Consider the following 13,643-nt stretch of genomic DNA (forward strand, 5'->3'; position numbering starts at 1 on the left):
TGAGCCACCGAAATGTGAGTTCTCCCATGTCCTCAATAGTAGGCTTCTAGCAGTATAGACTCTTAGTCTCATGATTTCATTACTTCTGGGTTAGTACATTCGTCTATGAACCCGTCATGATAGTGTGCCGTCCAGAACAGGTTGTGCCGCAGACTAGCAGACAATACAGCCATATGACGATTATTTTATGAATCAACAGACTATTTACTGACATCACCCAAGGTATCGATACATCTGAACAGTCCAGATATGCAATCGTCCGGATAGCTGGCGAGATGATGTCTGACAAGATACACTCCTTGGCGACCGAATAAGATGCTCGACACTCAACGCTGGTTTGAGATAGCCATGCAATCGTACTTATCCAGTTAGAGCCCTGTCACGTGGTGTTCTATTGATATAGAAGATGAATCCAGGCCGTCCGAGGTACTAGAGACGGTGTGAACCAAACAAACGAAAAACAGTACAGTAGTCGGCCGGATTATGCAGTCCTGAAGGCTCTCGGGACAGTGTACGATGTGGACGTAGACGACCTCCCGATACCGCTATATGACGCGCTCGACCCCGATGCGCTCGTCGATTTGTTCGAATCATCGACCGACGAGATCGCCGTGTCCTTCCAGTACGATGGCCACGACGTGGAAATCCGCTCGGATATGACTGTCATGGTCGACGGTACTGTCGTCGAACCGGGGGGGAGCGATTAGTCTGATGTCGTCGTCCGAGAGGTCCTCCACCATCCACGAACTGTACGAAGAATTTCAGATCGGAGAAGAAACCGTGGCTATGATCTCGGATCCGGAGAATCCCAATGCCTGGATTCAATCGAACGTTTCACAGGCCATCGATCCCTGAGCCACTATTTGCCGAATTGTTATAATGCCGAGATCCATCCAAGAAGTGCGCACACCTACAGACTGTTGCATCCGTGGTGCCCAGTCACCAAGCGGAGACACAACGATGATATCAACGGCGAACTCGTTGATGTTTCTGCGGATGGTTTCGTTCGTATCCCGGCAGTCCAGCTGCGAACGGCCAGCACCCACTCTACCATTGTTTCCACTTAGCGCGAATGGTATCGCGAGCGTTGTAGGTGTAGGGATTGGCCAACATGTATCGACCCATCAGCCCGATACAGAGGGCGAGAACCGAACTGCCGAGGGTTATGATCAACCCGGGGACATACGCGCCAATCGGAGCCGACGACCAGAAGAGGGCCACCGCGAGAAGCCGCACCCCAAGAAGCCCCATGAGGGCACCAACTGCCAATGAGCCGTAGCAGAATACAGCGAATAATTTTGAGCGTACCGCCATGTTCCAGCATTTACATAGTGCAGCATACCCCTTGTGGTGGCGTATACACCCTGCTGCGGTGTTACATTCACGTTCTGTATGCAGCACGCCGTTTGTGACAGCAGTTCGGTAGGATGTTCAGTTACTGCTGAATACACAGCGCGAATCGGTCCTCATCCATCTGCGGTGGAGGCAAGCGGGTCGCGCTGAAGAATCGAACGAGTTCGGCCCTCTCCGTACCGGGATGGTCAGTCGTAGGCGAGCTCCCGGCGGATGAACAGGTGGTGGGTGAACGACAACCGGTCGGTCGGGGCGCTCGCTCGGAACGCGGACAGCTCGCCGTCGGTCTCGACGGTCACGTCCGACAGGCCGGACACCTCGTCGCCAAACTCCCGCATCGCCTCGGCACTGGGATCGCCGAGGCTCACCCACCGGATGGTCGTCGTCTCGCCATCCACTGCGAAGCTGTATCCTTCACACCCAGCCGTGTCATTTTCGTCGTAACTGAACTCGAGTTGGGGGATATCGTGGAAGCCGACTCGCGTAACGACATCGCCGATCCGTCTTTCGCTGGCGTCGAACCACGTCGAGCCGTTGGTTCCGTCAGCGACCAGTTCGGTGGCCGTCTCCGTGGTTGCCGGTCTGATGCTCACCGCCTGTCCTTCGAGGAAGGCACCGTGCGAGTGGTCGTCGTAGCGGAGGATTTCGAAGTCATCGACGGTGTCGACCGCCGTCGGTTCGACGACGTCCTCGTCGAGCGTGGCGGTCGTTGCACTACGGGCGGCGTCTGCATCGAAACTGCCCCCGTACCCCATGAGCGCCGGGCACTCGGACCTTCGCTCGGCAACGAATAGAGCCCAGTCTATGGTGGTCAGGTCGAGGCCGGGGTCTCCCGGTGGAGCGAACACTTCCGAGGGCACCTGCGGATCGAGGGCGTCACGAACCGACTGGAGTCGCTCTGGCGCCTCGAAGCTGGCGAACACGTTCGGTGTCTCGGTGGTGGTGTACTCGCCCGGGTCGTAGATCCAGTGCCGGGCGGGTGACTCGTTCGACCCGCCGCCGAGAGTGAGGCGGCTACAGCCGGTGAGACCGCCGAGGGTTGCCACACCGACCTCCGCGAGGTCCTGACGCCTGGAGGGCATGGAGTGTTTCGAAAAGTATGGACCACGTGACCATGTATCATGGGGACAGGTGGTACTCTGCTCGAAACAGATGATTCCGGCTCCCAGAACGACGAAGGATTCTATCGACGTGGTGGTACCCTTCCGGTTGGAAGAGAGATACTGAAAACGAGAAAGACGAACACGGCCACTGTGTCGAGAACCCGATTGCTAACAGTCGCTCGATCGTCCACCAGGAGGCCGCCGAATATATCCTCTCTATTCGCCACGTAGTTCCTATCACGTGGTGCCTATTTCGACAAGGCCGCCAAGGATAACGAAACCGAACCGCAACCCCTCACTGACGAGCAGCTCGGCAGACGCTTTCCCACGATCGCGCAGCGGGTCGAATGCAGCAGTCAGACTCGTCCCGGGGCGTCACCCATACAGATCCCCGGCGTGCATCGGATCGGCGTACGGATTCCACTCGTGAATCTCACTTCGGTTAGGAGTCGGATGCAGGGGCCGATTCGAACCCGTAAACTCGGCCACTCGCCGAGCCAACATAGACTCGCCCATCAGCGATAACCGGGTCGATAAAATTATCCACTGGTTCATCTGTGGCCGACCACCGGACGGCGCCAGTCGTGCGGTCTAACGCATATAGATTCACGTGCGGATCGATGTACACGCTGTGTGCATCCACTACCGGACTACTCATCCCCCCGAACGCGTCGTCAGCCCGAAACCGCCACTGTTGCTCACCCGTTGCCGCATCAAAAGCGTAGGCCGTGTCGTACGTAGTCGCATACACCAGTCCGTCTCCAATAGCCGGAGCCGACCGCACGATTCGCCCGGTCTTCCCACGCCAGACTTCCTCACCGGAGGCGGCATCCACGGCCAGGACGTAGCCGTCGTGTTTCGTGGCCCCGGTTCCAGCATAGACCATCCCATCACCGACGGCCACCGCATCACCAACCTCACGTTCGGTGGCGACTCGCCACTGCTCTGTCCCCGTCGTCCCATCAAGCGCAACCAGATATCCACGTGACGGGTCGTCTGCTGTCGTCCCACCGACGTAGATCGTCCCGTCTGCGACCGCGAGTCCATCGGCAACGTGGGCATCGCCGACAGCAGTCCGCCAGCGAGGAACACCGGTCGCTGCATCCAGTACGGTCACGGCCCCACTCGTATCCCCGACTACGAGGTTGTCATCGGCAATTATCGGACTTGTTCGCACCTCCGCCGGGAACTCGACCGTCCACCGAACAGCTCCGGAGTTGCGATCGAGCGCAAACATGCGCCCCGCAACGAACGATGCGTCCTCACAGCCGGTGGATGGACAGGCTCGTTGATAGGTAAATCCGACGTATACGGTATCGCCACTGATGGCTGGCGGCGTGGTTGGCATACCGATGCCGTCGAACTCCCCACCGTCGAACGTCCATCGGATGCTGCCATCTGTGGACTCGAAGGTGACGATTTTGCTTTCTGCACTGCTGATAGCACAGACGATGCCGTCAGCGACCGCCGGGTAGCGACAGCCAGCCTCGGCATCCAGGATTTCGGTGTCCCACACCTTCGCCAGTGGGAAGGCGTCTGAAGCGAGCCCACGACCAGCACGGCCAGTACTCGTCTTGTCGTGGCGATATAGCTGCCAAGATGAAGATTGGACAGAAGCCGGTGCTGCGGGGAAAGCTGGGCCCTTTCTTCGGGTAATGTAACGTGACTCCGTGGACGATGTCGATGTCGACTGGCCCGTCGAGTGACGGGACGAGAGACAGCCAGTGATTCCTGTAAGGCCAGGTGCAAGGAGGGTGAGATAGCGGCGGCGGTTCATGGGTGCAATGAATATCACTCTGATAAATGTTTTCTCCATCATGATACGACAGCACTCGATACGCGATGGCGGAACCGTCCCGCTCGGTGGCCATCAGCGACCTTCCAGAATCTCCCAGAATTGCTCAACCGCGTACTGGATGTCGGCTTTCGTGTTGTAAATATGGGGTGAAACCCGGATCAACCCCGATCGGATGCTGACCTCGATCGGCCTGGACAGGTTCTGGAGGCGCCGTTCGATCTCAACACTTTCCATATCATCGACAGTGAACGTGAGGCGAGACCCTTCGGTTCCCGGGGTGATGATTTCCGTACCGTCGATGTTGCGCACCTCCTGGTGCAACATCGTGACCAACTCTCGATTGTGGTCGTAGATGTTCTCGATCCCGATCGATCGCAAGTACTTGATCGATTCTGCCATGGCGAGTTTGACGTCGTAGGCACTCGTGCTGTACTCGAACTTTCGTGCTGAGGGTGCATACGCGAGGGTCGTGGCGTCGAGATCCCACATCTCCTCGACCGACCGCCAGCCCACGAAGGCGGGGTCAAGTTCTGTCCGAAGGCCCTCGTCGATGTATGCTACCGCGGCGCCGAAGGGAGCGAGCAACCACTTGTAACTCCCTGTTATATACACGTCCACACCCATCTCCTGGAGGTCTAGCGGGAGGAATCCTGCAGCCTGAATGCCATCGACGACTACGATCGCCCCCATCTCATGAGCGTGTTCGATGATGCGTTGGAGGTCGAATCGCTGGCCAGTGAGGTACTCCACATGGCTCAATACGACGACCTCAGTGTCTGCCGTAATTCGGGTGCGCAACGCTTCCTCTGGAACAATCCAGTCTTCAGATTCGACGAGCACCACGTCTATATCCCGGGTTCGGGCGATCCGCATCCAGGGATAGGTGACGCTAGGGAATTCGATGTCGGTCGAGACGATCGTCCCGTTTCCCAAATCGAGACTCCACGCGATCACGTTGAGCGCCTCCGTCGTACTACTGAAAATGGCAACGTCGTCAGGAGTGCAGCCGAACAGGGCTGCACTTTCCTCTCGCAGACTGTCGTAGACCATCGCCTCCCTTTGTTCGTCTAGTTCCCTCGTGCCCCCGCGGGCAATGTCCGCGAAGATCTCCGTCGCCGTTTCGATGACCGGTTCCGGGACGAGCCCGATATTCGCTGCATCGAGGTACGCAACGTCCTCCGAGAGGGCAAAATCGTCTTTGAAATCGTCTCTCATCACCAGTCCCCTGCTGGGAACCTATACCGAGAAGGAAGGGTATATAGTTTCGCCTGGGATGTGATTCTCCCATCATCAAAGAATCTCACCAGATACGAAGAGGCGTCGTTCGAAGAGACGGTAGCGGACGCTTGAAAAGGAACGAGATGACGTGTGCAACATCCGTGAGCGCGGCGATCTCAGAGCCAGAACCATCACTGATGAAGCAATGCGCACAGGGCGTGTAGAACGCGAGCAACCCGTCGGTGAGAGGCGTGACCCGCCACGATGTGTTCGGACTCCTCGCCAGTGTGGCACAGGCGGGCTTTGGTACAGCCGGCTTCACCGTAGAGTGGACACTCATAGGTTACGCTGCGCGGGCCACGGAAATGCAGAACCGTGAACTCCCCATGGTTTTGCGCAGGGATGATGTCAACCCTATCATACCGCATATATTACAATCTCCATATAGTTAGCAGAAAACTTATTCGACGACTCAAAGAAGTCCACTCCATGCCCCGCTCACGACGAACCCTCCTCAAGACGACAGGCCTCGCACTCAGTAGCGGGACATTCGCATCATTTGCCGGGTGTCTCAGCTCCTCGCCCACTGGCAACAATAGCAGTCCAGTTGAATCGACGACATCGACTCCGTCGGGTGAAACCGCAGCACCGGAATTTGCACGGTGGCTTCCGGATCCAACGAAAACCCCACTCCGAGATGGCTACGAGATTCTGTATTTCGACCTGAAAGGCATCCGTTCCCACCAAGATGCCATCCACGAGAATGCCTACGACCGCCTCAAAACCCAGATGTTGCGCCCCATTCCGAGCGATCACATCGATGTGACTGCCGTCGATGCCGCACTGAGCTTCGACGATGTGCAGTTGGTCCTCGGGTCGTTCGATCCGGAGGCTTTCGGCGAAAAACTTACCGGTGACAGCCGGTCGTCCACCGCGACGACGATGCAGAGTTCCACGACAGCGACGCAGAGTCCCGAGACGACACAGTCAACGACAGCGACCCCCTACTGGGCGAAGCAGGAACGCTACGAGGGGTTCGACCTCTACGGGACAGAGTACGTCTACGCTGTCTCGGAGGACGCCCTACTGGAGATAGATCCATGGCGCGGGGCCGACCCGATCGAGCACACGAAAGCGGTCATCGACGCATCGAAGGAGAAGACGAGCCAGTACGTCGACGGCAACGAGTATGTGGCGGCATTGATGGGGGTCGTCGACGACCCCCACGCACTCTGGTGCTACCCGGAAGCGATGGACGGGTCCACATCGCGTGGCTTCCGGAAGGACGTCATCACGGGAGAGCTCAAATCGTGGCGATTCGGAAGCGAGACGACCCACCTGACATGGGCAAACACCTACCCCGACACCAAAACGGCGGAGAGCGGCGAACTGTCGGACTACATCGGATCGAGCTCCGATCGCTTCGGTGCGTACGAAGGGCTCGATGTCGAAACTAAGGGCCAGCTAGCCTGGACCGACGGCACCATCCCGACGACGGAATTCGATCACCTGTCACCAGACGATCCTGGCGATGGTGTCACCACCTCCCACTAGTCCCACCGCAATCCCTTCTGAAGGGTACCAGAACCACCTGCGGTGACGGGAGCCCATCCAGGCGCAGTTTTCCATGTCGAGGATGCCTCTTCGAGAACGAGTCGCAGAGCGTGCTGACTATGCGCCCTGAATCTCGCAGCGGCCCACCGAGTTGCGGACTCCCTGTCACAAACGTCGTGCTGAATGGAGAGCGTGTATCTAACGATGACCCACGACTGTATCCAGTACGCCCCTTTCCATCGACAGTGGTGGTTACAGCAATCATGCTGGAGGGTGCGTGTGTACACGCCTCTGCGGTCGGTGGGTCAGAAAGTACTTATTTACCAGCAGTTGACGTTTACCATGGAACGCCGCGCTCTCCTCTCTGCACTCGGCAGTGTCGGGCTATCGAGTCTCGCGGGCTGTGCCGACAGGATATTCAGTGCTGAAAGATCGACGACAGATGGTCTGGTGAAATCCGATCAACAGTATCCGAACGGAACAGGCCCGAACCATATCGACTTCTCGACGCTCAACTCGGACAACAACACCGCTTTGGACATCCCTCAGATACACTGGAATTCATACGCGATCGTCTACACTGAACCACCCGATCACCGGCGCGTAGAAGGAGAGTACTACATCAACGCCTCCACAGGAGAGGTGATCTCTGACCTCTGGTACGGTGCGGAGGACTATCGAGATGGCGACACATACGCGTACGTTCAATCTGCTGAACAGATTCCCGATGAATATCAACGCGAGCAGTTCAAGTCAGACCCATCGTTCGTCTACGACAACACCACCAACGCGTACTATCGATATGACCGTCACTACGGGCAGGTCGCCCCCACGAACATCGGTCAGCATACCGATATCCTTGAATATTACAGGTGGAAGGCGACCGATAGGACGACTCACCACGGCGTCTCCGTCATCACGTACCAACTAGCCGACCCAGAGCCAAACAAATCTCGTGGGACACGAGCGATCACTGGAACACTCCAAGTCGGAGTTGAAGACGGAATCATCTACGCGTTCGACATCACACTAGACGATGATGAGGGTGAACTTCGCTACACCTACAGCGTTCGTCCTGCCGCATTTCCAGACCACGATTGGGTAGAGACAGCCCGAACGGTCGTTACCACGAATAGCACCTCCGACGAAAGTACAGACTCCAAACGACTGCACACGTCTCAGTAACTTACTGCAAGATACGCGCGAACGATCCAACGGCCGATTCGCTCAGAACGCCGTGAATTGAAGACGATTCAAGTGCTGAATACACCTTCTCTATGCAGCACGCCGTTCGTATCACCCGCTGAGGATTCCAAGGGGCTAACTGATTCAAAATAGCCCGCCATCGGTGCCACTGAAGAGATTATCCCGCTTGACCACCGAGGACCTATATGGAGTGGTGCGACCAGCTAACGAGATCGTTTGGTGGCGAGGGTGTGTGGGCCCGGAACCGAGGCGCAATGGGGGAAGTGGCGTGACCGACGACCGCCTCCCGGCAGAATACCTCTCGCCGCTCGCCACGCTCGTCGACGAAGTTCTCGCGGATGTCGGCTACGAGGTGGCGGCCGCCACCGACGCCATCGACGACGCTGTCCCCGGCTACGGCGGTCTCTTCGACCCCGCGACCACCCCGTCCGAGTTGCGTCGCGCGCTCGAAAGCCTACTGGCGTCGAGACTCACCCGGCCACCCGTCCCCGAGCCGACGAGCGACACATTCGTCCTCTACGTCGACGGCAGTTCACGCGGCAACCCCGGCCCCGCAGGTGCGGGTGCTGTCATCATGAACGCTGCGGAGGACGAACTCGCTCGTCTCGGCCGACCCGTCGGCTCCCGGACGGGGAACAACACCGCCGAATACGTCGCCCTCCAACTTGGACTCTCCGAACTGTTGGCTCGTTACGAGCCACGCAGGCTGGAAGTGCGCATCGATTCGATGACGGTCATCCGAGATGTCTGGGGTGGCGATGACCCGACGGAACCGGGTGTCGAGACATATAGCGAGGCCGTCACAGCAGCACTATCGAAAATCCCGGAACACCAGTACACGCATCTGGCCGACAGCGACCCAAACCCCGCCGACGCACTAGCGACAGTAGGAGCCGATATCGCGTCCTTCGGACCTGGATAGTAGAGTTACGCCGCTTAAAATTCAAAATCCCGGCTCTGTCGGAATCCTTAGAAGCTAATAGAAACCACGTGCCGACTACACCCTCTGTCTCCAGCACGTGATTTCTATCACTTGTTGGAGGTTTCAACAGGGCTGCTATCACTCCTCTTCCCCATCCCGTGTGCTGTCGACCACATCACTGATTTCCCCAGCCTCGATATGTGAGTCACTCTTGCTCCTCTGGTGTTGGCATATCATACTAACCCAAGCCATAGATTGTCGTGTATTCTCGACGCGTAACCCGGGAGGTGACCGCCGAAACTGCGCCGTGGAAACCGCTCGTAGGTTGAGGCGACGAAATCTGCTTCGCCGACAGCCCCGACCCGGCCCAATTCACTTCCTATTATCAAACTAAGCAGAAGTGAACGGCTCGAACGGGATTTTGTAGAAATCGAGCGATAGGGCCACTGAAACCCAGATATCCGAATATTTAAACCATATATTGCTATAGCAAATTTCCCATGGGGAAGTTGAGATTACAGCGGGTTTAGCCAGGCTGTGATGCATGCTTCCGGCCGAATCAGTAATCGAAAACGGCTCCGGATTGGCTCTCAATCGTCCTTTCTATTGTACGACCAACTATATTGTCGAATTTCGAAGACGTCTGGTAGTGTAGCCACTCAGACACCGCGATAACTCAGACCCAGTGCCTCTCTACCCAATTCTGGTTTCCTTCTTCAGCAGCGTCAGCGTATTATCCTCCGTCACGATCGATGAATGTTCATATTCACCCCTCAATTCGACCTGCACGAGCAGGTCCACTGCTCGCCAAATCGAGTACAGCAGGCAGGCGAACGCGAAATAGAAGAATCGTAACCCGAAATCCTTCGACGTGGTGGCGGCCATAAACCGCTTGATAGACCTGTAGCCACTCTCGATTTCCCAGCGGTAGCCATACTCCGTGAGATGCCCGCTCCCCCGATTCGTCATGAACACCGAGTATTGTCGGTGGTCGTCGTGCTCAGTGTCTTCTTTCCGACGATAGACTAGCGTCGTCTCGTGCCACTCGTTGTTGCCGAGGTGGAGCTTTCGGTCAGTCTCGTAGCGGTCCTGCTCGGAAGAATTCCTCTGTCTCTGCGACCTCGTCGATGAGTTGCCGGATCGCCTGTCGATACATCTCTCGAATCTCCGGTATCGAGAGGTCACGGAGATGGTCGCGGTGGGCGTGCCCGAGCGGTGTCCGCTCCCGCGTTGACTCGTGTACAAAGCTGCGGGCGCCCTCGTTGGCGGCCAGGTTCTCACGAAGCCCGAGATATGTCTGTAAACTCCAGTAGGCGTTCTCGTGGATCTCACACCCGTCTCCGCGGTCTAACGAGAACGCAGAAAAGACGACGCGACTAACGTGCTCGGTGATTGGCGAAGCGTTGTCGAGGATGGCTCGGTTGTCCAGTTTCGATTCGTCTGCGTCGTTACCCCGAAGCGGGAGGCTCCGTTCTGGTTCGCGCGGGACCGTGACATCCGCGTTTTGTGCCTTGATGAGGATCGTTCGAGCGGCTTTCTCGACTGTCTCACGGAGATCCGAGGTGAATCGTTTGTGCCAACTGCGCCAGAGGGACGATTGGTCAGGAACTGTATCCAAGCCCAGTTGCCCACAGAGTTCAGGGCGGTTATTGAGGTACTCGACGAGCGCTGTCTCATGATCCCACCCGTAACACTCTTTCAGGACGAACACGCGAAAGAGCGTCTCCATCTCGTAGCGTGTCGAACCTGCGTAGCAGCCGTGTGCATCAAAGAGAAAATAGGCCAGTGGAAGGGAACAGACGAACTGTTCTATAGAGTCGTGTTCGTTGTGTTTGAACCACGTTCCTGCGACGACACGAACGTCCGACTCTAACCCAGCGAGTGGGGTGCGATCATACAGTGGCGTTGAATCGTATACTGGCCAGTCAGTATATGATCGGCGTGCAATCTGCCGGAAGACCGTACGCTGGGACTCACAGTCCATAGGCACTACGAGATATTGCCCACGAGATGCTCAACAATCCGTCTAACCGCTCCTATGTGGTGAATTTGAAACAAACAGCCTCGTTGAAATCCGTCAGGCGTTTGAACTTCCTGATCAGGAGCGCCAGGGACTCATGGACGCAATTCATAGCAGCCACGAAGCGTTGTCACAGCCGGTTGGGCAACGTTCCTGCGACCCTCACGAGTAGAGCCGAGAGCTATGGCCGGCGACAGCAATCCGGCCGAGACAACCGGTGACGAGCGCTGATCGAATAGAATGTTGTCACCCAGGTGCCGCTGGGCTCGCTACTCGACAACCGTCACGTCGAACTTCCCGCGCCAGCGGTATCGCCTTTTACCCCAAACGATTGTTCGGCGCGCGAACGCGTATGGAACGAGAGGCACAAGTACAAACACTGCTGGATAGGCCAAGAAAGCCGTCCATCGACGGACGCCTAAGAACTCGTTGACGGCGAGATGCAGTACTGTCAGAAATGCCGCCATCGGGAGTGGAGCCAGAACCGCACCTGCGAACAAGAGCAGCGAGATAAGATAGGTCCCCATGAAACCACCGAGTTCGTGCCACCGGAGAATCTTGGTCCACCGAACTTGGCGTTCAAACGACTCTCGAATAGTCCCCCCGATGGGGACGGCACGCGTCCGACCAACCGTCGTTACTTGTAAGTACTCCATGAGAAGCCCATCGTCGCTGATCGTCCGCCGAAGCTCATCCAGAAACGCAACCTCGTCAAAGTCGCTTCGGTCGAATATGACCGCGCCACCCCAGATTTGATTACCGAGGTAGAGGGGTAGCGAGCCAGCAGAGGCGTACAGCGGTTCGAGCACCACCGAAAGGGGATCTCGGCCGACGAAGTACGGCACTTCCGACACTGGCACGTATTCCTCATAGTCCGCACCGAGGGTCGCCAGCCAGTCTGGGGGGTGGTGGAAGTCGTCGTCTGTCCAAACGAGTCGGTCGTGGCACGCAGCCTCCATCCCGACGGCAATTGCATTAGCCTTCCCGGAACAGCGCTCTGGCTCGCCGGCGGCGATGAGCCGGACACCCTCAGGGTAGTCTCGCCGCTCGGTGACAGGGTCGTTTTCATCGTCGTGGATAATCAATAGTTCGTCCTCGTCTCTGAGTTGACTAGCCAGCTCCGCACAGCTGTCGGTCCACTTCCTTGTCGGCAGGAGGACACTCATCGGGGAGTGGTGATCTGTAATTGTCATGTGATTTTCATAATGATGGGATTTTGATGCATTTAGTTAGTGGTCGGTACGAGCTTGAGCAGTCTCTGAACCCTGGTCCTCGATGCACTCATAGACTGCTTGCCTGAGTGCCACTTCTCGGGGATCGTCCTTCAGGTGGAGACCCATTTGATTCGGTGTGTAGGCGAAGCCCAGTTCCAAGTCGGGGTCCGCGAACCCGAACGATCCGCCAGCGCCCGGCGTGCCGAACGCGGCGTCGGAGGTTCCGAACTGGAAGTCGGGCGACGGTTTCGAGTACCCCATCGCATACGCCGTCTCGATGCCGATGACGACGTCCTTCCGGTCACCAGACGGCGGCACCGGTGGAGCGGTCAGTTCCGCGAACACGGCCTCGTCGAGACCCAGTGCCTCGCCGCCGGTCGCAAGGTCGCCGTACAGCCGAGCCATCGCACGGGCAGTCCCGATGCCACTGAAGGAGGGGATCTCGGCTGCACGGAAGTCCGGACTGTCGAGGTCGCTCGGGGTGTTGGTGGCGAGTACGTTCAGCGCCCGACTCGTCACCGACCACGGATTGAGAAACGACAAGACGAACCGTGGTGATAACTTGTGGAGGTTCCGGAGCATATCCAGCACCCCGAACGCATCCAGGTCGGCCACGCGGTCGGACGGGATCTCCTCGGGGAGGCCGATGTAGAACTCGAGGCCGAGCGGGGCGGCCACCTCCTCGGCGAAGAACTCACCCAGCGTTCGCCCATCGGTTTGCCGAAGCAGTTCGCTCGCGTACCAGCCCAAGGTGTACGCGTGATAGCCCTGACGGGTGCCGGGCTCCCAGTCGAGTTCCTTGGCTGCGAGCAGATCAGAGAGGAACTCCGTGTCGGCGATCTGTTCGGGCGATAGGCGAGCGTCGAGCGTCGCGAGCCCCGCTTGGTGACTCAGCAACTGCCGGAGCGTGACCTCCTCCTTTCCGTGCTGAGCGAACGCTGGCCAGTGGTCAGCGATGCGGTCCTCAAGCATGAACAGCCCCCGTGAGAGCGCGACGGCGATGGCCGCCGCCGTCATCCCCTTCGTCCCTGACGCTACGAGAACCATTGTCTCAGCCTCCCACGGACACACGCGGTCGGTGTCCCGGTAGCCACCCCAGAGGTCGACGACCGTTTCGCCGCGATGATAGACGGTGCAGGCGGCTCCGAGTTCGTTTCGGGTCCGAAAGTTCTCCGCAAACGCCACTCGTACGGGTTCGAAGCCATCGGCAACAGTCCCATCGATGACCGACTCCCCGTCAGCTTGGATCGTCATC

9 protein-coding genes and 2 pseudogenes are annotated in these 13,643 nt (G+C 57.8%); 4 read left to right on the forward strand and 7 right to left on the reverse strand.

The features are described 5' to 3' along the window. Positions 1 to 440: 440 nt before the first annotated feature. Complete coding sequence (locus tag ACR3FE_RS15400) at positions 441 to 707, forward strand: HalOD1 output domain-containing protein (RefSeq protein ID WP_458208087.1); 267 nt, start codon at positions 441 to 443, stop codon at positions 705 to 707. A gap of 834 nt (positions 708 to 1,541) precedes the next feature. Here the strand turns inward: ACR3FE_RS15400 and ACR3FE_RS15405 are convergent. The 4 genes and pseudogenes from ACR3FE_RS15405 to ACR3FE_RS15420 all read right to left on the reverse strand — a co-directional run bounded on the left by ACR3FE_RS15405 (position 1,542) and on the right by ACR3FE_RS15420 (position 5,469). After that, entirely contained in the window at positions 1,542 to 2,435 is an 894-nt protein-coding gene (locus tag ACR3FE_RS15405) for a hypothetical protein (RefSeq protein WP_458208089.1), read from the reverse strand. 309 nt (positions 2,436 to 2,744) lie between these two features. Beyond that, positions 2,745 to 2,897, reverse strand: a pseudogene (locus ACR3FE_RS15410) (alpha/beta hydrolase); the annotation flags it as partial. 1 nt (position 2,898) lies between these two features. Next, on the reverse strand, positions 2,899 to 4,275 hold the full coding sequence (locus ACR3FE_RS15415; RefSeq protein ID WP_458208091.1) for an outer membrane protein assembly factor BamB family protein: 1,377 nt from the start codon (positions 4,273 to 4,275) through the stop codon (positions 2,899 to 2,901). Positions 4,276 to 4,326: 51 nt separating this feature from the next. Further along, positions 4,327 to 5,469 (reverse strand): aminotransferase class V-fold PLP-dependent enzyme, encoded by a 1,143-nt coding sequence (locus ACR3FE_RS15420; RefSeq protein ID WP_458208093.1) that lies wholly within the window; start codon positions 5,467 to 5,469, stop codon positions 4,327 to 4,329. A gap of 492 nt (positions 5,470 to 5,961) precedes the next feature. Here ACR3FE_RS15420 and ACR3FE_RS15425 point away from each other — a divergent pair, with 492 nt between their 5' ends. The 3 genes from ACR3FE_RS15425 to ACR3FE_RS15435 all read left to right on the forward strand — a co-directional run bounded on the left by ACR3FE_RS15425 (position 5,962) and on the right by ACR3FE_RS15435 (position 9,154). Next, positions 5,962 to 7,026, forward strand: a complete 1,065-nt coding sequence (locus ACR3FE_RS15425; protein ID WP_458208095.1) for a hypothetical protein — start codon at positions 5,962 to 5,964, stop codon at positions 7,024 to 7,026. A 342-nt stretch (positions 7,027 to 7,368) separates the two neighbouring features. Next, positions 7,369 to 8,211 (forward strand): hypothetical protein, encoded by an 843-nt coding sequence (locus ACR3FE_RS15430; protein WP_458208096.1) that lies wholly within the window; start codon positions 7,369 to 7,371, stop codon positions 8,209 to 8,211. Positions 8,212 to 8,500: 289 nt separating this feature from the next. Further along, positions 8,501 to 9,154, forward strand: a complete 654-nt coding sequence (locus ACR3FE_RS15435; protein ID WP_458208098.1) for a ribonuclease HI family protein — start codon at positions 8,501 to 8,503, stop codon at positions 9,152 to 9,154. Positions 9,155 to 9,847: 693 nt separating this feature from the next. Here the strand turns inward: ACR3FE_RS15435 and ACR3FE_RS15440 are convergent. The 3 genes and pseudogenes from ACR3FE_RS15440 to ACR3FE_RS15450 form a co-directional block, all read right to left on the reverse strand. Continuing rightward, positions 9,848 to 11,138 (reverse strand): annotated as a pseudogene (locus ACR3FE_RS15440) (transposase). Between the two features lie 305 nt (positions 11,139 to 11,443). Further along, positions 11,444 to 12,340 (reverse strand): glycosyltransferase family 2 protein, encoded by an 897-nt coding sequence (locus tag ACR3FE_RS15445; RefSeq protein WP_458208100.1) that lies wholly within the window; start codon positions 12,338 to 12,340, stop codon positions 11,444 to 11,446. Between the two features lie 63 nt (positions 12,341 to 12,403). Further along, positions 12,404 to 13,642: a serine hydrolase domain-containing protein gene (locus ACR3FE_RS15450; RefSeq protein WP_458208102.1), complete on the reverse strand. Its 1,239-nt coding sequence runs from the start codon at positions 13,640 to 13,642 to the stop codon at positions 12,404 to 12,406. Position 13,643: the final 1 nt, after the last annotated feature.

The organism is Haladaptatus rarus, from assembly GCF_054177585.1.